Annotated in this window: 26 protein-coding genes and 1 riboswitch; of the genes, 14 read left to right on the forward strand and 12 right to left on the reverse strand. The window is 50.6% G+C overall.

What is annotated here, in order from left to right; genetic code table 11:
* From J6J28_RS02180 to J6J28_RS02200, 5 genes are all read left to right on the forward strand, one after another.
* Positions 1-954 (forward strand): UDP-glucose 4-epimerase family protein, encoded by a 954-nt coding sequence (locus J6J28_RS02180; protein ID WP_301719680.1) that lies wholly within the window; start codon positions 1-3, stop codon positions 952-954.
* Positions 951-1499: a sugar transferase gene (locus J6J28_RS02185; protein WP_301719681.1), complete on the forward strand. Its 549-nt coding sequence runs from the start codon at positions 951-953 to the stop codon at positions 1497-1499. Before J6J28_RS02180 ends, J6J28_RS02185 begins: the two co-directional genes overlap by 4 nt.
* A 317-nt stretch (positions 1500-1816) precedes the next feature.
* On the forward strand, positions 1817-2752 hold the full coding sequence (locus J6J28_RS02190; RefSeq protein WP_301719682.1) for a 5'-nucleotidase: 936 nt from the start codon (positions 1817-1819) through the stop codon (positions 2750-2752).
* 40 nt (positions 2753-2792) lie between these two features.
* Positions 2793-3347 carry a non-canonical purine NTP pyrophosphatase gene (locus tag J6J28_RS02195; RefSeq protein ID WP_301719683.1) on the forward strand — a complete coding sequence of 185 codons (555 nt, stop codon included), beginning with the start codon at positions 2793-2795 and terminating at the stop codon, positions 3345-3347.
* Positions 3347-4168: an SIR2 family protein gene (locus J6J28_RS02200; protein ID WP_301719684.1), complete on the forward strand. Its 822-nt coding sequence runs from the start codon at positions 3347-3349 to the stop codon at positions 4166-4168. The genes J6J28_RS02195 and J6J28_RS02200 overlap by 1 nt, the downstream gene beginning before the upstream one ends.
* 68 nt (positions 4169-4236) lie before the next feature.
* On the opposite strand, the gene J6J28_RS02205 is transcribed toward J6J28_RS02200, so the two are convergent.
* Together J6J28_RS02205 and J6J28_RS02210 are read right to left on the reverse strand one after the other, a co-directional pair.
* Entirely contained in the window at positions 4237-4902 is a 666-nt protein-coding gene (locus J6J28_RS02205) for a competence protein CoiA family protein (RefSeq protein ID WP_301719685.1), read from the reverse strand.
* Positions 4899-5609, reverse strand: coding sequence for a competence protein CoiA family protein (locus J6J28_RS02210; RefSeq protein WP_301719686.1), 711 nt, complete (start codon positions 5607-5609; stop codon positions 4899-4901). The genes J6J28_RS02205 and J6J28_RS02210 overlap by 4 nt, the downstream gene beginning before the upstream one ends.
* Positions 5610-5709: 100 nt before the next feature.
* Here J6J28_RS02210 and J6J28_RS02215 point away from each other — a divergent pair, with 100 nt between their 5' ends.
* Together J6J28_RS02215 and J6J28_RS02220 are read left to right on the forward strand one after the other, a co-directional pair.
* Positions 5710-6678, forward strand: a complete 969-nt coding sequence (locus tag J6J28_RS02215; protein WP_301719687.1) for a hypothetical protein — start codon at positions 5710-5712, stop codon at positions 6676-6678.
* A gap of 257 nt (positions 6679-6935) precedes the next feature.
* A complete protein-coding gene (locus J6J28_RS02220) occupies positions 6936-7208 on the forward strand; it encodes a hypothetical protein (protein ID WP_301719688.1) in 273 nt (90 codons plus the stop codon).
* Positions 7209-7244: 36 nt separating this feature from the next.
* Here J6J28_RS02220 and J6J28_RS02225 read toward each other — a convergent pair whose 3' ends face one another.
* The 9 genes from J6J28_RS02225 to J6J28_RS02265 form a co-directional block, all read right to left on the reverse strand.
* Positions 7245-8999, reverse strand: coding sequence for an SLC13 family permease (locus tag J6J28_RS02225; RefSeq protein WP_301719689.1), 1755 nt, complete (start codon positions 8997-8999; stop codon positions 7245-7247).
* A 15-nt stretch (positions 9000-9014) separates the two neighbouring features.
* A complete protein-coding gene (gene cysN / locus J6J28_RS02230; protein WP_301719690.1) occupies positions 9015-10427 on the reverse strand; it encodes a sulfate adenylyltransferase subunit CysN in 1413 nt (470 codons plus the stop codon).
* Positions 10428-10429: 2 nt separating this feature from the next.
* The gene (gene cysD, locus J6J28_RS02235; RefSeq protein WP_301719691.1) at positions 10430-11335 is read right to left on the reverse strand and encodes a sulfate adenylyltransferase subunit CysD; all 906 of its coding nucleotides are present in this window, start codon (positions 11333-11335) and stop codon (positions 10430-10432) included.
* 175 nt (positions 11336-11510) lie between these two features.
* Positions 11511-12287 carry a 3'(2'),5'-bisphosphate nucleotidase CysQ gene (gene cysQ, locus J6J28_RS02240; protein ID WP_301719692.1) on the reverse strand — a complete coding sequence of 259 codons (777 nt, stop codon included), beginning with the start codon at positions 12285-12287 and terminating at the stop codon, positions 11511-11513.
* 50 nt (positions 12288-12337) lie between these two features.
* On the reverse strand, positions 12338-12949 hold the full coding sequence (gene cysC, locus J6J28_RS02245; protein WP_301719693.1) for an adenylyl-sulfate kinase: 612 nt from the start codon (positions 12947-12949) through the stop codon (positions 12338-12340).
* A gap of 84 nt (positions 12950-13033) precedes the next feature.
* Positions 13034-13480 (reverse strand): Csu type fimbrial protein, encoded by a 447-nt coding sequence (locus tag J6J28_RS02250; RefSeq protein WP_301719694.1) that lies wholly within the window; start codon positions 13478-13480, stop codon positions 13034-13036.
* Positions 13462-15792 (reverse strand): fimbria/pilus outer membrane usher protein, encoded by a 2331-nt coding sequence (locus J6J28_RS02255; RefSeq protein WP_301719695.1) that lies wholly within the window; start codon positions 15790-15792, stop codon positions 13462-13464. Before J6J28_RS02255 ends, J6J28_RS02250 begins: the two co-directional genes overlap by 19 nt.
* Positions 15793-16554 carry a fimbrial biogenesis chaperone gene (locus J6J28_RS02260; RefSeq protein WP_301719696.1) on the reverse strand — a complete coding sequence of 254 codons (762 nt, stop codon included), beginning with the start codon at positions 16552-16554 and terminating at the stop codon, positions 15793-15795.
* 20 nt (positions 16555-16574) lie between these two features.
* The gene (locus J6J28_RS02265) at positions 16575-17033 is read right to left on the reverse strand and encodes a Csu type fimbrial protein (RefSeq protein WP_301719697.1); all 459 of its coding nucleotides are present in this window, start codon (positions 17031-17033) and stop codon (positions 16575-16577) included.
* Between the two features lie 134 nt (positions 17034-17167).
* A riboswitch (cyclic di-GMP riboswitch) is annotated at positions 17168-17260 on the reverse strand.
* Positions 17261-17573: 313 nt separating this feature from the next.
* Between J6J28_RS02265 and J6J28_RS02270 the strand changes: the two genes are divergently transcribed.
* The 6 genes from J6J28_RS02270 to J6J28_RS02295 all read left to right on the forward strand — a co-directional run bounded on the left by J6J28_RS02270 (position 17574) and on the right by J6J28_RS02295 (position 20339).
* Positions 17574-18032 carry a DUF2846 domain-containing protein gene (locus tag J6J28_RS02270; RefSeq protein ID WP_301719698.1) on the forward strand — a complete coding sequence of 153 codons (459 nt, stop codon included), beginning with the start codon at positions 17574-17576 and terminating at the stop codon, positions 18030-18032.
* Between the two features lie 117 nt (positions 18033-18149).
* On the forward strand, positions 18150-18653 hold the full coding sequence (locus J6J28_RS02275) for a hypothetical protein (protein WP_301719699.1): 504 nt from the start codon (positions 18150-18152) through the stop codon (positions 18651-18653).
* A 245-nt stretch (positions 18654-18898) separates the two neighbouring features.
* Positions 18899-19159, forward strand: coding sequence for a hypothetical protein (locus J6J28_RS02280; RefSeq protein ID WP_301719700.1), 261 nt, complete (start codon positions 18899-18901; stop codon positions 19157-19159).
* Complete coding sequence (locus J6J28_RS02285) at positions 19156-19437, forward strand: helix-turn-helix domain-containing protein (protein ID WP_301719701.1); 282 nt, start codon at positions 19156-19158, stop codon at positions 19435-19437. The genes J6J28_RS02280 and J6J28_RS02285 overlap by 4 nt, the downstream gene beginning before the upstream one ends.
* Positions 19438-19588: 151 nt before the next feature.
* A complete protein-coding gene (locus J6J28_RS02290; protein WP_301719702.1) occupies positions 19589-20002 on the forward strand; it encodes a type II toxin-antitoxin system RelE/ParE family toxin in 414 nt (137 codons plus the stop codon).
* A 16-nt stretch (positions 20003-20018) separates the two neighbouring features.
* On the forward strand, positions 20019-20339 hold the full coding sequence (locus J6J28_RS02295; RefSeq protein WP_301719703.1) for a hypothetical protein: 321 nt from the start codon (positions 20019-20021) through the stop codon (positions 20337-20339).
* A 56-nt stretch (positions 20340-20395) separates the two neighbouring features.
* Here the strand turns inward: J6J28_RS02295 and J6J28_RS02300 are convergent, their stop codons facing one another.
* Positions 20396-21010 carry an SDR family oxidoreductase gene (locus tag J6J28_RS02300; protein WP_301719704.1) on the reverse strand — a complete coding sequence of 205 codons (615 nt, stop codon included), beginning with the start codon at positions 21008-21010 and terminating at the stop codon, positions 20396-20398.
* Between the two features lie 220 nt (positions 21011-21230).
* Between J6J28_RS02300 and J6J28_RS02305 the strand changes: the two genes are divergently transcribed.
* Positions 21231-21509, forward strand: coding sequence for a hypothetical protein (locus J6J28_RS02305; RefSeq protein WP_301719705.1), 279 nt, complete (start codon positions 21231-21233; stop codon positions 21507-21509).
* Positions 21510-21520 lie beyond the last annotated feature (11 nt).

Genomic DNA, 21520 nt, shown 5'->3' on the forward strand with positions numbered 1-21520 from the left:
ATGAGCACTGTTTCTGGTAAGACCGTTGGTATCACGGGTGCTTCTGGATTTGTTGGCGCCTCGCTGGCTCACGAGCTTAGTTCTCAGGGCTTTCCATTGGTTTGCCTTGGTCGCTCTCAATGCCCTGTTGACTCATCCTTTGTTAGCTTAGATTTGGGTGCAGATTTTGATGTAACCGAAGACTTAAGTTCAGTTGACGTCTTTGTGCATTGCGCCGCCCGCGCTCATGTCATGGATGAGACGCTAGCGAGCCCATTAGATGCCTATTTGAAAGCCAATACCTCTGCCACTCTGCGTTTAGCTGAGCAAGCGGCTGCAGCCGGTGTGTCACGTTTCATTTATCTGAGTTCGGTGAAGGCTCTTGGCGAATCTACTGCGCCTGGCGAGCCTTTTCGTTACGACTCGCCCTTGGCTCCGTTGGATGATTACGGTGTGTCCAAGGCTCGAGCAGAAAAAGGACTTCAGGCCATCGCAGCTCGTACCGGTATGGAAGTTACTATTATTCGACCTCCGCTGGTTTATGGGCCGGGCGTAAAAGCGAACTTTGCTTCGATGCTTGGCTTAGCGAACCGCAACTTACCGCTGCCCCTTGCTTCGTTAAGCAATAAGCGGAGTCTCGTTGCGCTAGATAATCTTGTCGACTTGATCATCACCTGTATCTCCCATCCTGATGCTGGCAACCAAACATTTATGGTAAGTGATGATCATGATGTCTCGACGCCGGAACTACTCGCTGCGATGACGCGCGCACATGGTAAGTCTCCGCGATTGGCACCTTGCCCTCCAGGCTTACTCTCTTTTGGAGCGTCGCTTGTCGGTAAACGTGCTGTCGCTGACAGACTTCTGGGCTCTTTACAGGTTGATATCACACATACCAAAGAAGTGTTGGGTTGGGCGCCTAAAGCGCGCATGGAAGATGTTCTCAAGCAATGTATTAAAGGAGTGTCCGAGTGATTCGGCTGTTAGATTTTATTTTTTCCTTAGTTGGATTAGTGGTAGGCCTGCCAATATTGATCATCCTATTTATTATTGGGCTGTTTGACACTGGTTCTCCGTTGTTCCGACAAGAGCGCGTTGGGCGCAATGCTCGTCCGTTTGTACTGGTAAAGTTTCGTACTATGCGTGTCGACACTGTATCCGTAGCGAGTCACTTAGCAAGCTCCGCGTCGATCACGCGCTTCGGACACTTCCTGCGTCGCACCAAACTCGACGAGCTGCCACAACTTTGGAATGTATTAAAAGGCGAGATGAGCCTCGTCGGACCGCGACCTTGTTTGTTTAGCCAAGAAGAGCTCATCGCTGAACGCCGCGCTCGAGGTGTCCTCGACGCTCGCCCCGGCATCACCGGGCTCGCGCAAGTCAACGACATCGATATGTCCACCCCAGAATTGTTGGCCGAGACCGACGCCCGCATGCTGTCGTCGTTCACGATTGGCTCATACTTCAAGTACATTTTTATGACCGTCGGTGGCCGTGGCAGGGGCGACCGCGTGCGGTGATTTTTAGATCTTTAGCCCGCGGTTCTACTGCGGGGGAGTGCGCCGGCATCCTGTATGTCTGCGCAAAGGAAGCGGTATCTGCTGACGCAGGTGCCGCTTTTTTCTGTATTAGCGTCAGACTATTTCTTCCGCAATATTAGATCTCAAAACTTTTGAGTGCTACTTACTAGATCGGATCTAAATATCTCTCCACTATGAGTTTTGTATGATTGCCATAGTCGCAATTCGCTGGCAAGGTTCCATTAAAGGTTCAACTTTATGCAGCTTTTCGGCCTAAGCTGCATGCTAAAAGCAGGCTTGATCATTGAGAGGTTACAATGCCGTATGACTTAACGAAAAGGTTAGTGGTCGGTATCTCTTCGAGTGCTTTATTTAACCTCGATGAGTCAGATCATATTTTTAGAACTCAAGGGGAGGATAAATATAGAGAACACCAGCGAGAGAACCAAGATAAGGTATTGGGTAAAGGTGTAGCATTTCCTTTTGTTAGAAGACTTCTAAAATTTAACAGCTTGCGCTCAGAGGATCCGTTAGTTGAAGTGGTTTTGTTGTCGCGTAACGATCCTGATACAGGTTTAAGAGTGATGAACTCGATAGAACACTACGGACTCGGGATTACTCGTGCTGTATTCCTCCAGGGGAACTCACCTCACATTTACATCCAAACTTTCGATATCGAGCTTTTCCTATCTGCAAATGAACAGGATGTAAGGGAAGCTACTATTGCGGGATATCCCGCCGGACAAATACTATCCGGTGATATTAAAGATATTGAAGAAGATGATGAACTGCGCATTGCATTTGATTTCGATGGTGTACTTGTAGATGATGAAGCCGAAGCAATCTATAAAGAAACGAATAAATTAGACAGGTTCCACGACCATGAGACAACGATGTCCGATATTACCCACAATCCAGGCCCTTTGAAGAAATTTTTGGATAGAATTTCCGATATTCAAAAGATTGAGGCAGAACTCGAAGAGACAGACTCAAGTTATCGAGCACGATTAAAAGTTTCAATCGTGACGGCAAGAAATGCCCCCTCCCATAAACGAGTAATCAATACGATGCGAGAGTGGGGCATTACAGTGAATGAGGCGTTTTTTCTTGGTGGAGTCGAGAAATCTAAGGTTTTAAGCGTATTAAAACCACACATATTCTTTGACGATCAGCTGATCCATCTTGAATCGTCTGCACCAAGCTTGCCTTCGGTGCATATCCCTTTTGGAATAGCGAATAATCGAACAGATTAATGAGTAGTATCCAATGTAAGCAATTAAATTGCGGTGTGAAATGACTAAAGCGCTTAGATTTGTTTCTCGAAATGAATATAAAATCCAAGAGATGGGGCAGTTTTTTCATGATTCTGCGATCGAGGTGATACCAGTAAAAAATAAGTTAGAAGAGCTACAGACGACAGACATCGAGAAGCTTGTAAAAGATAAGGCTGTGAAAGCCTTTAAGTTAATCGGTCGCCCTTTGTTTGTTGAGCATACCGGCCTCAAATTGGAGTATCTAAATGGGTACCCTGGTGGTTTAACGCAGATTTTGTGGGATTCGCTAGAGGCTGATAAGTTTTGTGAGCTGTTTGGGCAGACTGATAGAAATAAGTTGAGCGCTGAAACGGTCATCGGATATGTCGACGGTCGCTGTTTCCATCTTTTTAAAGGAGAAGTTAGAGGAACGGTATCGGCTACCCCTCGCGGTGATAGAAGTTTTCAATGGGATTGTGTTTTTATTCCTGAGGAAGAAACCAGGACATTTTCAGAGATGGGTGTCGCCAAGAATGAAATATCGATGCGGAATATAGCAGTTAAGAAATTCATCGCGTTCTTGGAGAATCAATAATGTCTATTGACAATTTAGACGAGCTGGCTGCGTCGATTAAGGGCCGTAAAACCATCTTATTCGTCGGTGCTGGTGTTTCGGTAAATCTGGGTGTCCCTTCTTTTTCACAGGTGATTGACGAGCTTGCGAGTCGATTAGGTTTTGATAATGATATCTTCAAGGCTTCAGGTGATAGTTATACGCTCGCAGAATATTATTTCGAAGAAAATGCGGGCTTAGATGATTTAGTTGACTGGATGAAACGTGATTGGCATCCTGATCATGTTGACGTTGGGGTATCTGGAATTCACGAATGCATCGTGAAGCTTGGCTTTAAAGCGATTTATACAACTAATTATGATTGCTGGCTTGAGCAAGCATTCGACTATTGGAAACGACCATATTGTAAGATTACCTGTGTGTCGGAAATGCCAAATGCAAGTGAGGAAGATACTCAAATCATTAAATACCATGGTGACGTTGAGTCGCCTCGAAGCCTAGTTTTAACAGAATCTAGCTACTTTGAGCGATTAAGCTTTGAGTCCCCCCTAGATGTGAAACTCCGTAGCGATATTTTGGATAAAGCGATCTTGTTTATTGGTTATAGTTTGTCGGATATTAATATCAGATATTTGCTTTATCGCTTGCAAAGGCAATGGGAGGAAATCGGGGAACAGGGTTCTAGGCCTAAATCATACATATTTTTGGCTCGGCCTAATTTAGTGCAAGAACGACTATTGGCGAATAGAGGTGTGACCCCGTTAGTTTCTGACGAAGATGACCCAAAGGTTGGCTTGGAAAAGTTCTTGACTAGGTTATTACAGAAAGTTGTAGATAAATAGTTTCAAGTCGGTTCTCACAAGCAGGGCACCCAGTGCTGACGTTATTAGAATGGAGCGCATTAGACAGGCTAACCCAGCCTTGGCTTCGAATGATAAAACCGCAGCGGCAACTGAACAGGCTCATGCGGTTGTTGTCCCCGCGGTTTTCGGCTTAACATAAACCTCTCCAAAATAAGCTCAAACCATCGGTACAGTCGCGGGAATGCCCGGCGGCGCTGCAACCAACGGCGTGGTGCCATTTCAAAAACAATATTATTAAATGCGGCTGGCGAGGCTTGTGTGGGGCAGGGCTTGCGCCAGGAACTCAGGTCAACCTCGACAACGTCCACATTGTGAGATTTTAAAATTTTCAGCTTTTCGCGATCCACGGTGTGGGTCACAGCAAACTCGATGAGGTAAGTACGGAGCCCGCAATAGCCAATAGCATCAATGCGAAGTTCGCCGTGATAGGTGCGCTCAACATGTACGGAGTCGAAGAGCTGAACGCGCCCGTCGGGTAGGTAAAGCATTCGGTGTTTCAACAAGAAATTCTTCGCATAAAGGTGGAGTGGGGTTTCACCAGACTTATACCCGGCCTGCTTGCCCGTAGCATGCCGGAAATGGCGTGCTTTAACCTCACCCTTTACCGGAATCACTTTGCTCTTGCAGAGAATGCAATTGTAGTGACAGTCTTTCTCGGCCTGGCTGATAGAAACCTTCTGTCCCGTGTCTTTGTTGAGCGCGAGCAGCATCATGACACTGCCTCCCACAAAACCATTAACGGTGAACAGCATTCATCACAGAGATTGTTGTATTCATGACCCTGCCAGCTGCTCCCGCAGTTAACGCAGCCAAAAGCGTATTGTGGACGAAACGGGAAGTCGCATTTTTCGGGAGACCGGCGCCAATACTTACCGGTAATGCAATCAGAAAGGGATTTCAGCACGACGTCTTTCAGCGTGGTTGGATCGCCACCTTTGAGTTCGGAATAATACTCATGCAGTCTGATCTCAAGTATCGCTACGTTCCTAGGCAATCCATTGAGCAGGTCATTATCAAATGAATGGTGTTGATGGGTTAAGCACACCGCAATAGTTGCGTCTTGTGCATAAACTATAAAATCGATGGGGAAATCATCTTCGAGTCCTATTTCGATAGCATCAACAGTTAGGTTCCGGTTTTTGAACATTGCAGTACAGGGGACGAACATATCCCTTAATCTGTTTAGTTCCTGCGAGATGATGCATCGAAGTCCAGCTTCAAAAGCAAATGAACAAGAGTCATCTGCCGCTAATTGATGATGTGAAAAATGCCAACGGTTCGTTGCGCCTTTTTTTGCGACCAGGTCGCCATCGCAGCCGGGGCAACTACAGTTGCAATCAAGGCCGGAATGAACAGCCGAGATGTCGACAAGTTTGCCTGTCGATTTTTGTATCCCAAATGGAATGAATGGTTTATTCATGACTGGTTCCTCGTGTAATAAACGTCGTATTGACGTGATTCAGATAACCAAGGAAACTGAACAAAAGTTAGCGAAACATAGAGAATCACCGAGAATCGTTATGGAAAAACAAGTGCTTACGACAGCGGCACGTTGTGCCAAGGACTGGGTAGATGAGCTCGACAAGAATAAGAAACGCCCGGAAGCGTTTCATGAGATGCTGAAAGAGATGAGTCGCCAGGTCCTGGATTCCGAGGCGGAAACCCTGGTTTTTACGTTAACCGATTTGGTCGATCAAACAGGAAAAGTCGAGAGTAATAGTGCGCATGGGAAAGCCTTTTCGAAGTTTGAGGAGAAGCTAGAGCGTTTTTCAGATGCGCTGCGCCAATACGCGATAGACAATGACTTTGACTTCATTCCAGCAATTAGGATGGATAAATCACAACGCATAAATGTTGTTCACTTCAGTGCAGCTGACGCCGCGCAAGAGGGGATTCGCGCAGCTAGGGAGATCCCCGCTGGTGCAATTCGTTATACTTTTGATGAGAAGCATCGGCTGTGGGGTGTGTTTGGGTTTATTTCGGGGATGCGGTTGCGCACTTGGCCAATGGTACTTGCGATCACAATCATTTTGGCGTTTGCGCTTGGTTACTTGGTGGTTGCGGTTTTATTATTGCTGGCATCCATTTCAGCACCTTCGCTCAACACCATGCTTGGCTTTGTTGCGAGCCTTTTTGTTGGCTACATAGTAGTGCGTTTATTGCGATCCTACGATCGCTTCATGACCACTCGAGTTACGGTGGCGCATGACGTTTTAGCAAGTATATCGGCACCACAGTCAGTCATTGTCATGAAGCCCAATGGTAATGAAGATCCCACCTTAGAAGTGATTACAGCGAGCGCTACGTGCCCAGTATGCGAGGGCGAAATTCGGCTCCGTAAGCCACATTTTAAGTGCTCTCATGAAGTCATTGGTGCGTGCCGAAATAATCCGACGGAACATTGCTTTACTTTTGATCATGTTACGCGCCTGGGCTGGCCGATTACGGAGGCGGCGCGGCGTCATGTTCGTCTGGAACGCAAAAGATGAATCGGCCATGAAAACTAATCAACCTTAGCTCTTTTATTTTAATCGTGCATATCGGTATTGATTGGTTTATTGAACCATAAAAACAATCATTTGAACGTCATGCAGCAGTTAATGGCCTATGCCATTTAAACTATGATCTTTGGCTAATTGCTAAGCTTACTTTTCACTGACATGTTATCCGGTAAAAATTGAAGTAATTTCATACAACGAGGTACTTCTTTGAATCATCGACAGTGATAGTCAGATAGGATAAGCCAATGAACTCTCAGGATTCTGCGCTAAGACGCACGCCACTCAGGCCTGCGGAGAAAATGCTCTATGCCGGTATTATTATCGCCGCGATTCTCTATGCGGTCCGCTACTTCATCGACATGTCCTTAGCTGTCAGTGACATCGCATCCACAACGATAAATGCCAGCCTTTTGGCGCAAGTACTTTCGGTTGGACCAGCCTTCATAAGCTATCTATCCAGCGGTATCCTCTTTCTTGCGCTCTTGCAATACATCGTGCGTGAGCTGCCCCGGGATTGATTGCGGATTGCGCTTTCCCACCAGTAGAACGACGGGCTACCAGGGAAACGCCTGCGGGATCAGCCAAAGCGCTGTCACGCTATAAGCAATGACCACCAGCACGCCAATTCGGGTAAAGTCGCCAAACTTGTAGTTGCCGGCGTTCATCACCATCAGGTTGGTCTGATAGCCGAAGGGGCTGATAAAGCTTGCTGAGGCACCAAAGGCCACCGCCATCACAAAGGGCATGATGTTGACGCCCAGACTCTCGGCAATACCTATGGCAATCGGGAACACAATCGCCGCTGCGGCGTTATTGGTGACAATCTCGGTAATCAGCCAGGTCAGCACAAACACGCCAATGAGCGCCGGATAAGGATTGACCGGGCTATCGGCACCAGTCCCGCCAAATAAGCTAAACATGCCGGAGGTCACTGTCGCCGCCAGACCCGACGACATAAAAACATCGGCAATACACAGCGCCGAGCCAATCACCAGCCAGATATCCAGCGGCAGCCGCCGGCGAATATCCGCCGCGCTAATCACCTGGGTGCCCAGCATCAGCGCCAGATACATCACCAATCCATTAAAGAGCGTCAGCAAACCGCTGGCCGCGCCAATCACCACTCCTGCAAATCCTGCCAGGGCGATGATCTCCTGCCGACCGCTTAGCATCGGACTTAAACGCTTACCTTCCAGCAAAAAGAAATTCCGCTCAAGGTTACGGTGACGGTAAAAATCCTCGCTGGTGGCCAGTACCAGCCGATCGCCGGGCTGGATCTCGATTCGACCTAACTTGCCTGAGAGCCGCTCACCACCGCGACCAATCGCCACCACCGCAGCATCGAACAAAGCCCGGAAATTCGCCTGCTTGAGCGTGCGTCCCACCAGTGTCGAGGTCGGACTGACAATGACCTCGGTCAGATTATCGTGCAGCAGGCCGTTGGTGTCGTTAAACACCTCGTGGGCGTACATGGTGACGCCGGGCAGAGACGAGACCTGCTGCGCCTGTTTCACATCGCCGCAGAACACCAGCCGGTCGTCGGCTTGCAGCACGGTTTCTGGTTTGACCGGGCTAATGAGCTGGCCTTGACGTACGATCTCTGCCAAAAACAATCCATCGAGCGCCCTTAAGCCCGCCTGTTGCACGGTTTTACCGGCGAGCGGTGAGTCGGCGGTGATTTTGGCATCCAGAAAGTAGTCCTGACTGATGTCACTGGCCACCTTTCCCTTCGGCAGCAGATAAGATGCGACAATTGTTGTCGCACCCGCGACCAGCAACACCCCTAAGCCCACCGGCAGAAAATCAAAAAAGCCAATGCCCGGATGCCCGGTTTCTACCAGAAAGCTGTTCACCACCAGGTTGGTCGAGGTACCAATGAGGGTCAGCACGCCGCCTAAAATGGCAAAGTAACTCAGTGGGATCAGCAGGCGCTGCGCCGGGTGCTCACGGTTTTTACGCACGCTTTGCATCAGCGTGGCCACCACCGCGGTATTGTTCAAAAAAGCCGAGGTGACACTCACCAGCCCCATCATGCGCAGCAAGGTGATGAACTGGCTTTTGTGGAATAAGCTGCGGCTGACCCACTGCAGCGCTTTGGTGCACTCAAGGGCCATGGAGCCCATCAGCAAGAGCATCAGGGTAATGAGGCTAAGATTCACGTAGTGGTTGAGTAACTGCTGGGCACTGATAAGGCCCGGCAAGTAAAGTGCAAGCGCTGCTACGACGAATAATGTCGCAGGACGGTTGCGCGTGGCAACCAGTCCTGCGAATAACGCGAGGATAACGAGGCCAACATAGATTTGGCTCATAAGCGCTGCGCCTTGTTAGCTTTTGGTGACGTCTTTCGCGCCCCAGTGCGGAAAGTGCTTGCGCACGAAGATGTTGAGGTCTTTTTCGAGCTCGCTGACATCCTGGCGCTCTTCTTCTTTTTCGACCAAAGGCTGCTCGACCATACCAGCACCAATGGTGACGTTGGTCATGCGATCGACAATGATAAAGGCACCGGTTTTGCTGTTCTTCTTGTACTTATCAAACACCACCGGCTCTTGCAGACTGAAATCCAGGGTACCGATTTCATTGATGCCAAGGGTCTCGGCATCTTTTTCTTCGAGGGTGTTCACGTCAATGCGATGATGGATCTTCTCGCAGCTGCCGCTGGTGAACTTGGTGCCCATTTTGATGTAGTAATCACGATGGGGGACCAGTGCGTCGTCGTGCATCCACACCACTTTGGCGCGCAGCCGGTTTGAGGTGTGCGGCAGCGCGTCTTTTTCGACAATCATATCGCCGCGGCTGATATCGATTTCATCGTTCAGCGTCAGCGTCACGGCTTGTGGCGCGGCGGCGTCTTCGAGCTCACCTTCAAAGGTGACGATGCTTTTCACGGTGCTGACTTTGCCTGAGGGCAGGGCACGGATGGTATCGCCTACTTTGACCTTGCCTGAGGCAATGGTGCCGGCGTAGCCACGGAAGTTCAGGTTCGGGCGGCTGACGTACTGCACCGGGAAGCGGAAGTCGTTGTTTTCCTGATCGCGGTTGATTTCCAGCGTTTCAAGGTACTCCATCAGGGTGCGGCCACGGAACCATGGCGTATTTTCGCTGCGGTTGACCACGTTATCGCCATCCAGCGCACTGATCGGCACGAAGTGGATGTCGGGAATATCCAGCTGGCCGGCGAGTTTCAGGTATTCGTCCTGGATCTCTTTGTAGCGCTCTTGTTTGTAGTCGACCAGGTCCATTTTGTTGACCGCGACAATCACGTGCTTGATGCCCAGCAGGCTGACAATGAAGCTATGACGCTTGGTCTGGGTTTGCACGCCGTGGCGGGCGTCAATCAGGATCACGGCCAGATCGCTGGTGCTGGCACCGGTCGCCATGTTGCGGGTGTACTGCTCGTGGCCCGGGGTGTCGGCGATGATGAACTTGCGCTTGTCAGTACTGAAGTAGCGATAGGCCACGTCAATGGTGATGCCTTGCTCACGCTCCGACTGCAGACCGTCGACGAGCAGTGCCAGGTCGACTTTATCGCCGGTGGTGCCCATGGTTTTGCTGTCTTTGGTGATGGCGGCCAGCTGATCTTCGAAGATCATTTTGCTGTCGTGCAGCAGACGGCCGATGAGGGTACTTTTACCGTCGTCGACGCTACCGCAGGTGATAAAACGCAGTAATTCTTTGTTCTCGTGCTGCTCGAGATACTTCAGGATGTCTTGTTCGATTAAAGGAGATGCGTGGCTCATGGTTAAAAGTATCCTTCCATTTTCTTCTTCTCCATTGACCCGGCGCTATCGTGGTCGATCACCCGGCCCTGACGCTCTGAGGTGGTGGTCAGCAGCATTTCCTGAATGATTTCCGGCAGCGTTGCGGCACTTGATTCCACTGCACCTGTTAGCGGGTAGCAGCCTAAAGTACGGAAGCGCACCATTTTCATTTCTGGCTTCTCGTTTTCTTCCAGTGGCATGCGGTCGTCGTCGACCATGATCAGCGTGCCGTCTTTTTCTACGACCGGGCGTTCCTTGGCGAAATAGAGATCGGGGATCTCGATGTTCTCAAGGTAGATGTATTGCCAGATATCGAGTTCGGTCCAGTTGCTTAACGGGAATACGCGGATGCTTTCGCCTTTGTGGACGCGGCCATTAAAGATGTTCCACAGTTCCGGGCGTTGATTCTTTGGATCCCAGCGGTGCTTTTTATCGCGGAAGCTGTACACGCGCTCTTTGGCCCGCGATTTTTCTTCATCGCGTCTGGCGCCACCAAAGGCCGCGTCGAACTGGTACTTGTCGAGGGCTTGCTTGAGCGCCTGAGTTTTCATGATATCGGTGTGCACTGCGCTGCCGTGGGTGAACGGGCCAACTTGTTGTTTTATGCCTTCTTCGTTGCTGTGGGTGATGAGCTCGAGGCCGTGCTTTTTCGCCATCTGGTCGCGAAATTCAATCATTTCTTTGAATTTCCAGGTGGTGTCGACATGCATCAGCGGAAATGGAATTTTGCCTGGCGCAAAGGCTTTGCGCGCAAGGTGCAGCAGTACTGAACTGTCTTTACCGACAGAGTACAGCATGACCGGGTTCTGGAATTCAGCAGCCACCTCGCGGAAGATATGAATCGACTCCGCTTCCAACTGCTTCAGGTGGGTCAGTTTTTCGCTCATTTCTGGTGCTTCCCTACAACAACTTTAGTGGCCTGCGATTGTACCGCCTGCCGCCCCCCGCAGCAAGCCACCCCCAAGGAAGGGCAGCCCTTCGCATTTAGCACCCCTCCGCGAAGGAAGGGCTGCCCTCTGTGGATATGTGGATAAAAAAGGGCTGCCCTTTTTATTTGCTTTTTTATTGCACGATGAAGTAGGGGTTTAGCAGCGATTCTTTTTGGTTGTACATTAGTGCTTCGCCTTCGAGGGTGAGTACTTCGGCGCCGGCGGCGAGTGCCACTGCGTGCGCTGCAGCGGTATCCCATTCGGAGGTTGGACCGAGGCGCGGATACAAATGCGCTTTACTTTCGGCCACCAGGCACAATTTCAGCGAGCTGCCCATGGGCACCATTTCGTAGGGTTTATCCAATGCATCCAGATACGACTGCGTGTCCGGTGACGCATGTGAGCGCGAGCCGACCACTTTCAACGTCGGCGCATCGCTATCTTCGCGGGCGGCAATCGTCTCGTCATTTTTGTAAGCCCCAAGGCCAGCAGCGGCGCTGTACATGGTGTCGGTGGCGGGTGCATAGACCACTCCAGCTAAGGGCTGCCCTTTGTGGATAAGTGCGATGTTGACGGTGAACTCGCCGTTGCGCTTGATGAATTCTTTGGTGCCATCCAGCGGGTCGATTAGCCAGTAGGTTTGCCATTGCTGGCGCTCGGACCAGGGCACGTCGGCGGATTCTTCGGATAACTGCGGTAGGGCGGCAAGCTCGCTGTCGGACAGTTTCGTGAGTTCGGCTTTGATAATTTCGTGCGCGGCCAGGTCGGCCTGGGTCAGTGGGCTGTCGTCGCCTTTGGCCTGCACCGCAATGCGCTCTTCAAAATCGGGCGCATCGTAAATCTTCATAATTGCCTCGCCGGCTTTGCGGGCGATGGCTTCGAGTTCTTTTAGGCTGCTTGTGGTGAGCATGCTTTATCCTTTTAGCGACTTCGCTAAGCGGCATATCCTGCCGCTTGCACTTAAGAAATGTAGTTGTGCGTGCGCAGGTAATCGAGCACCTGCTGAGCGGCTTCTTCAACCGAAAGTTCGGCGGTTTTCAGATGAATCTCAGCTGCTTCAGGTTTTTCATAGGGCGAGCTGATGCCGGTGAAGTGCGGGATCTCACCTTTGCGCGCTTTTTGATACAAGCCTTTCGGGTCGCGCTGCTCACAAATCTCGAGAGGGGTATCGACGAAGACTTCTACGAATTCATTTTCGAGCATCAGGGCCCGGACTTTGGCGCGATCTTCGGTGAAAGGTGACACAAAAGCACTCAAAACGATGAGTCCGGCATCGGTAAACAGCTTACAAACCTCGCCGATGCGACGGATGTTCTCAACCCGATCGGCTTCGTTAAAGCCCAGACCTTTATTCAAACCCATACGGATATTGTCACCGTCGAGTAAATAGGTATGGTTGCTGTTGCGATTCAGTAATTCGTCGACGGCATTGGCAATGGTCGACTTGCCCGACCCGGAAAGCCCGGTAAACCAAAGCACCACCGGCTTCTGAGCTTTCTGTTCAGCGCGACGCTCGCGGCTGACGTGATGGTTATGCCAAACGATGTTGTCCGTGCTCTTTTCGTCACTCATTCGTAGTTCCATGCTTACTGGTGCGTGAGCTGGCTATCATACCGACATTTGCGCAAGGTCGGTAGATCAGAAGGCTTAGACACCTCAAAACTCAATAGTCACCATAATAGTGTCGCTGTAAACACCCACGGCGGCCTCCTGCCCCGCTGGCACACGTCCATAGATGTCATGCAATTGGGTGGTCGAGGTCGTGCCACTGACCGTGGCGGTGGCACCAGAACCGTCCCCCCAGATAAACGAATACGTGGGGGCGGTATACAGGTTGTAGCTAAGTGCATGTTCAGCGTTGAACATTTTGCGCTCGCTATAAGTGCCAGATCCTGCGCTCAGTAAGATGCTGTAACTGGTTTGGGTGTCACAACTGACCTCAACGACGCCGGTGCTCTCGGTGGGCGCGCTGGCCAAACTATCGTAGCTGCCAAAACTGACGCCTTGCGCCGACACCAGGCAGCTCGCTAAAGCGCTGGAGTTACCTAGCCACAGTGCCAGAGCCGTGGCGTAGATCAATTGCTTTACACCGATGCGTCGCATGTGCGCTTTCCTAAATCGTGCAGGCTGGTGCCATCTTGCGGTACTTCAAATTCAAGCAGGCATTGCTGCATTTCGCCATTTTGCTGGTAATGCACTTCAACCTGCTGCTTGCCTTGGCTATCGGTCAGATAGAGTAAGCCTTCATACCCCACCGCTACGGGGTCATCCTGCCCGGCAAGGTAGGCTTTGGCGCCGACGGGAATAAAAGCACCTTCCGCGTTGACAAGGTTCAGCATAACGCTGGCAGAGCTGGCGATGGGGAAGGTGATCACGACCCCGCTGCGGTGATACGGCGCGATTTCGCGCTGTAGGGTAGCCACTGTGGTACTGAGGGGAAAGTCTGTCGCATCAAGGCGTATGCGGTTGCGCTGGTAGGCGCGCAAACGTGGAATAAAAGCGAAACCTTCCTCATCCGTGGTGGCAATATGCTGGTTTTCGGCGTAAACCCGCACGTTTTCGGTGCCCGGCACATGCACCAGGCCAAAGCTGTCACGCACCGGCTGACCTAACGACAGGTAGCCGCCGACGTAACTCAGTGAGCCCCTGGCTGTGGCGCGATACGCCTGTAAATTGTCAGTGCGCGAATAGTTGGCGGCAAAGCTGCCCACCGAGCTATTGAAATTTAAGTCAGCCTGGCTGCGCGGCTGATCGAAAAAGCCCTGGCGCAATCGGTAGCCGACGCCGTGCCCCGCCGGAGTTTGCCGTTGCACCTGCATAAACGCAGTATCGCGCTCGGTGTAATGGGTTGCGCCGGTGCTGAAGTTTGCGCCTTTGCCGAAGGGAATGTTGAGCGCTAGCGACAGCTGAAAATCTTGCTCACCTTTGAAAAATTTGAGTCCGTGCAGGGATAAGTGGCCCAGCCCCGGCAGGTGCTTGGTGAGTCCGGCGTTGATAAAGGCCAGGTTTTCATCGTCGCGCTGCTGACGGGTGTAGGCTAGGCGTAAGTTGCCCAAAGGCGTACCCGACACGCTTAGGTAAGACCTCAGCTGCAACTTGGGGTACGGCAGCGGCTGCTGCTGAATCCGCGGACTGATGCGAAAGTCTGCAAAAGTTTTTTGCGCGTCCACGCCAAAGTTAAACTGACGGCGTTGATGTTGCAGTCCCAGTTGCAGCAGTTGCCCTTTGCCCTGGCTATGATGATTGCCGACCAGGGCAAAGGTCATAGAATTCTGCCATGGCAAGGCCTGAATGCCACTGACGCCGAGTTGTTGGTAGTCATCGCTCAGTCGCGCCGTCACCTCAGCAGTGAAGTCGTTGCTGACACCGTAGCGGTGATGGATATCGGCCAGCCAGCTGCTGTAGTTGCCGCTGCTCAGACCATAGTCCTGGCGAACGGTACCCAGGGCGTAGGAATAGTCGTGAAGACCCGCCCGCAGAGCACGGCGGTCGGTAAAGTAGCTCTGCGAGATCGCACGTTGCCGGCCCAGCAGATCGGTAACCACCAGTTGGACATCGCCGTACCCGGTAATTGACGGCAGCTCGTCGATGGCAAAGGGGCCGGTGGGCACCCGCTGACGAAAGCGCAGCGCGTCATTGATATAAAGATCGACCGTGGAAGGCTCGGTTGCCAGGCCCGTAAAGGCAAGCGTCGGGACTTTGATCATTTCCGGCTGGGTGGCAAAATTCGTTTCCCATTTGATGCCAGCCAGACGCACATCCCGGCTCCAGCCGGCCGAGCGGGTAAGGAAATCGCCGATGTACAAGGAGTTCATCCGCTCGGGGAAATCGCTACGCCATACGGTGTTCAGTCGCAATGATTCAGTATCCGCGGCATCGCTGTTGTACCTATGCACTGAGGTCTGGTTCAAACTTCCCCACGCGTTGAACAGCCCTAGCTCAAGAAACCCGGCGGCGCTGGTCATGAAGGTGTCATGGGTTGCTGTGACATCGTAATTGAAGTAGGCACCCGGTGCCGAGGGCGATAATTCGATGGGCGGTCGCTGGTAGCCTTGCAGCTTACTTTCGCTGAAGAGCTCCGGAGGGAGCTCCAAACTTAAGCGCATGAGCGAACGATTGAGGTTATACTCGGTATTCAGTTGCTTAAGTGAGTAATAACTTTCGCCGTAGTGCTGCAGAGCCGCTTGCTCGGGCAACTCCACCCGCCAGCGCTTCAGATCGCCTGCCGCAAGCAATACGTCGCCGTCGCGGACCAGCGCCAATACAGTGCCAAAGCCCTGTTGCCGATTCAGCGTAACATCGACCCAGAGCTCTTCCACTGCGTTAGATTCCTGCGCTTGCGGCGCAGCGCCGAAAAGGGCAGCAACGGCAAGCGTCAGCAGCAAGGCTAAGGTACGGGCGAGGGACAACATCATTTACTGCGTCGATAGCGTGGTCGAAACTCTATCGTCATGAATCCTTGCTTGAACGACAATTTCTGGGTACTGACTGACACTGTCTTGCAGCTGCCATTCATAGTAGCTGCCGGGCAATACATAGATATTGCCGCTCGGCGCGGACTGGGCAAGCACGGGTTGCTCTACTTCCAGTTCGTTAATTTTCGCGTGCGCGGTGCCAGTATTTTGGGCGACCAGAAAGGTCGCGTTATCACGCGTTTCAAGCCGCCACTGCAACTGATGTGCGGCAGCTTGTTCGGGGGCTACAAACACCGGAATAGAAATGCGTAAGGTAATCGCGATGCCAACATTGTCTTGTGGCGGTAGTTCCCTGATCATCAGCCGGTACGACTTTTCTGTCTGCGCATCAGGCTGCGCCCGCAGGCCAACCCGCACAATTTGTGTCTGGTGGGGTGGGATTTCGGCAATGGGCGGTGCCGCAATGAGTTCTTTGGTTGCGGTTAAGCTGGTTTCCTGGCCCTGCTGACGCCATTCGAAAAGACTCAGCTGAATCGTTTTGGCCTGATCACTTGAGTTGGTCACCGTAATGGATGCCAGCGGTGCTGCTGCTGACAGCTCCACACGCACGGGTGAGACGCCCAAGGTGTTTGCCTGAACTGCAGAGCAGCCGACCAGGGTAAGCAGGGTGATGAAAATAGAAATTTTGAACCGTTGATAAAAAGGCAGGCTAGAGTTGCTAGCCTGCTTTTCACGGCCTTTTGTCAGATTTAAAAGGCTCATTTTCTTTTAGTAAGTTGCTTTTAGTAAGTTACTGTGACCGTAACAGTATCAGCGTAGCCAGCAGAGACCTTTGCTGCCGGTTGTGCGTCAATTTTACCGTAAACGGTGAAGGTGCTCGGAGTCGCAAGACCCGCGCCCGTCACTGTTTGCGATGCGGTCATGTTGTCCCATACCGAGGTATGACTTGCATCGGTATACAAAGCATAGTTCAGCGAGTTGGTGCCATCTGACATCGCCCACATATTTCCTGATCCCAGAGTGACCGTACCTGATGAGCCTGACGTACAAGCAACGTCGAGACTCGCAGAACCAGTTGTTCCTACAGATGGGTCAAATGAACCAAAGGCTAATGAGTTGGTGGTAATTTGACAGCTTGCGGCAACTTCAGCGGTCACTTGAAACGTGGACGTTTCCGTTGCTGCGTGCGCTGCAGACATTACACCAGTAGCGATAAGAGAGGTTAAGATTAGCTTTTTCATATGTGTTCTCCACAAAAACAACTGTGAGCGCAGTAATACGCATAAAGAACAACCTTGAGAGGAAGTATTCAACTAGTAGAATGTCTTCCGAAAAGCCACAGCTATAAAAACGTAGATATCTCGCTTAAACATTGTGTGGTGGTTCCTCGATCATGGGCTTTTGCATAGCAGCCTTTAGACAGGTAACTTTGCGTCATCACCTTTCGATGATTTTGCCTTTTATCAACTCAACGTTGTACAACCAAGCGCCCTCTACTTGAGGTGACTTGCATGCTCATTCTTCCACCGAGTTGGGCAGAGTACAATCAAAAACAAACCGGTCAGACCTCGGCTCTGTTGATTTTTTGGGAGGTCGCAACCGTTACTTAACAAGGGCTGCACGGTGAGTGCTTGCTTACTTACTGAAACTTAAAGCAATCTTCTTTTGTGGGGAGGATCTAGTCGTTTGCCTTCTCACAAACTTCTGGTTTCAATCGATAAAATCTAATAAAATCATCACACAAAAAACCTAAATATAACAATTAAAAATAAGGATAGTTCATGAACGTTAAGTTTCTTAGTGCGTTGGGGATTGTGGCTCTTACTCTTTCTGGGTGTGCGTCCGTACCTTTAGAGAGTGCGGAGAACTCAGCCGCAGCGAAAGCTTTCGATGCGCCGACGGGCAACAACGCAGGGTTATATATTTACCGTGATACAAATTTTGGCGGTACTCTGAAGAAGTCGGTGTGGGTGAATGATAAATGTGTTGGTGAGACAGGTCCGAAGACGTTTTTTTACCTAGAAGTTGAAGGAGATCGCGAGCATACGTTATCCACCGAGTCAGAATTTTCGCCAAATGATCTTGTGCTAGAAACCGAAAGCGGCAAGAACTACTTTATTCGCCAGTACATTAAGTTTGGCGTTTTTGTTGGCGGCGCCAACCTAGAAGTCGGCGAGCCAGAAGTGGCGAAAAAAATTATTGCCGAACTTGATCTGGCAAAATCCGGGGTTTGCGGGTAAGCCAACAGGATCTCTGTATCCTCACCTAGTTCCCAGACATGTTTGGATGTCGAACTAGAAGCGACAATTGCTTAATAATTCTAATTACTGGCCTTTACCGGAATAAGGACGTTAAAAGTGAACAAATTACTTCTCATAACAGTTTTTTTAGTTGGTTTAACAGGTTGTTCGTCAGCTCCAGAAATAGGTACGTTTGAAACAAAAGCTGAGACAAATAAGGTAGTTATCTACCATTATCGCCCCTGGATATTCAGAGCTGGTGCAATAAACTATATAGCAGCTTCGAACGAGAAGCCGATGACAGTCATTGGTAATGGTACCGTGTTTCGTGAGGTCGCTGAGCCCGGGAAACTAATATATCGCGCAGAAAATTATGCGCCAGCAGGTTGGGCATTTTTTAACCCGGGTGGCGTACTAATAACGAACATCGTTCAAACGATGGAAGAAAAGATTCGCTTCACCGGCGATGCAAATCAGATCTATTTTGTTGAGTGGACCCCTAACGGCGTGCGGTTGACCTCCGAGAGCGAGGCTCGCGAAGTCATCCCCGAACTGAGTTGGAACAATCGTATTGGATGGCCGGCAGGTGAAGAAAAAAGGCTTGAAGGTGAGTCTAAATAGCTCTCCGTCCGGAGCAGTAGGACCTCCTGCTCCGGACTAAGCTAAAAGTTAATCAGCAGACATCACATCAAACGCTTTGCCCACCATGCCGGCGGTGGTCAGGCAGCCCACCGAACTCAATCGAAATGTCTACTATAAAAGACAATTATCCGATAAAACTGCACTTACTGTCTAATATAATAGTCAAATAGTTGGCGATACGTGGTTTTCGGTCTAGTTTAGTAGACATTTGGTTCGGATGAGTAATGACAATGAAGGTTATACTTCAGATATTCAATGATAACGTTTGGCACGATGCTTACAGGCTTCACATCGACTCGCCCGAAAAAGGGGCGACTGGCCCTGTGAAATCTGAAGTCATACGGGACTATGCCGTACGTTATTTCGGCGAAAAACACTCGCGCAGCTTTTCCGCAAATTATGAAGTTAACCCGATGGATATAACGCGGGGGGCAAATCGATTGGTGGAAACGAAAGATAAACTTAAGCGCTGGGGGCTGGTATGAGCAAACCTGAAATCGATCGTTTTGCATTAAAAGCTGAGCTGACACAGCGTATGCTGCAGGGTGAAATCACCATGGGTGAAGTTGGCAAGCTGATTCGCACTGAGGGTCTGCAAATGAGCCAGCAAGAAGTATGCAAATTACTTGGTCTTAGCCGGCAGGTGGTCAGTGATATTGAAAACAATGCCGGTAATCCCCGACTCGACAGCCTGCAAAAATACTTCCGCTTGATGGGGTATGAAGTAGCTCTGCTGCCGCGTCAACGCTCGGAGCTTCGCTGACGCTAAGCTCTTTGAGTGCCCGCAGCATCACTGCGGGTAAAACCATCTGCCACCGACATGTGTATGCTTTAGAAAGCGATACCTGCCTTCGGAGAGTCTCGCTTTTTTGCGGTTAGCGTTTTTCACTTTGAAGTTTATTTTCGTGAGGAAGTTGAATAATAACATAAATGGTATTATATTTCCGTTACGCCTAAAAGGACTTAGCATGAGAGCTGCACCAGCTGTTGAGCGTAAAGCTCAAGAATACACGGACGAGGCCGGCAGAAGCCCATTTAAAGACTGGTTAATTTCCTTAAAAGATAATCGGGCAAGGGCAAAGATTACGAAAGCCGTAACGCAGATGGAAGCGGGTAATTTCGGTGATCATAAGTCGATCGCTAATGGTCGCGGCTTATGTGAGCGTCGGATCAATTTTGGTCCTGGATATCGGATTTATTACATTACCGAAGGCGACGAACTTATCATTTTGTTTGCTGGTAGTGATAAAGCTGAGCAGCAAAAGGTTATCGGTGCTGCCAAAGATTATTTGGCTGATTACAAAGCGCGTAAAGTCGGCGAAAGTTGAATTGAGAGGTAAATGTATGGCTTTAACACGTGAATTCAAAGAAACAGTTATGGAGCTTTGCAAGGATCCAGAGTACCGCAAGGCGTTACTGCTAGAAGCGTTAGAATCCTATCTCGAAGACGATATTGCCGTAGGTAATGCTTTGCTGCGCGACTACTTAAATGGAACTCAGGCCTTTAGCGATGTAGCTAAAGAGCTCGAAGTGGAAGAGTCAGGATTGCGCCGAATGGTCAGCCGCAATGGTAACGCTACAGCTAAAAAGCTTTTCCGGCTGTTTAAAGTTTGTCAGAAACGTGAAGGATTCCAGTCTGCCGACCAATTTTTAGGAATGGTTTGAACAAACAGAATATCGTAGCCCGCAGCATCACTGCGGGCCATCGACTTAACACCTAGTTAGTCAGCAGACATCACATCAAACGCTTTGCCCACCATACCGTCGGTCGTCAGACAGCCCAGCAATACGTGCGCCACGTCTTCGCGCGGGATCTTGCCGGCGGGCAGATGCTCGCCAATATCGACGCGTCCGCTGCCTTTGTCATCGGTGAGCGCGCCCGGTCGGACGATGGTCCACTCTAAGTCACTGCGCATCAGCTCGCGATCGGCGTAATGCTTGGCGGCGTAGTAGGGCTTAAGCTCGTCTGCCCAGTTCTCGCGGTTGTTGGCCTGCCAAGCGCTGACCATCACAAAGCGCTTGATGCCATTGGCTTGCGCGGCTTCCATGGTTTTCACTGCACCGTCAAGATCGACCAGTAAGGTCTTATCGTCGCCGCTGCCACCACCTGAACCTGCCGTAAACGCCACGGCGTCAACGCCTGCTAAAGCATCGGCCAGCTGCGCCACCGACTCCTCTAAATCAGCCAGACGCGCTTCCACACCTTGCTCCTGCCACTGCTGTTGCTGCTCTTCTTTGCGCACCAGCGCCACAGGGTCATGCTCAGCATCATCTTTTAGCAGCTCGACCAGCTGTTGACCTATTTTCCCATTGGCTCCTACCACTGCTACTCGCATCTAGAACCTCGTTTCTCTCGTTCGGTGAATTTGCGTACTGCGTATTACCTTTGGGCGACTCGCTACAGATCAAGGGGCGGCTGTAACTTCAAATTGGGGGTGAGTGGGTTAGTTGGCGGTTGGAGGAGTTGCTGCGTAGCAGTTTGAATGGCATGGTTAAACAAATCTGAGAATCAGGTGGTATCTGTTTCAGCGGAGGCCGCTTTGTTGTTGAGGAAACATGAAAAGGAAAAGCACAAACTTCATCAATCGAACAATTAAAAAGCCACCCGCGCAAGCTTTGGTTGCTGGGATCTTACTGGCTCTGGCGTTATGGGGCGTAGGATTTATCTTTGAGCTTTTACTGACGCCCGCGAGAGATTCCGCTGGTGTGATAACTGCCGACACTATGCAACCCATGTTCGAGTTCGTGCGTTATATACTGAACTTAATTGCCGGGGTGATTCTGGCGATTGCGGTGCTGCAATATTTGGTGCGTGGGACGCTGTTGAAGAAATGATTTTCGTGAGG

Source organism: Pseudidiomarina terrestris (assembly GCF_030466375.1).
Classification (GTDB): domain Bacteria; phylum Pseudomonadota; class Gammaproteobacteria; order Enterobacterales; family Alteromonadaceae; genus Pseudidiomarina; species Pseudidiomarina terrestris.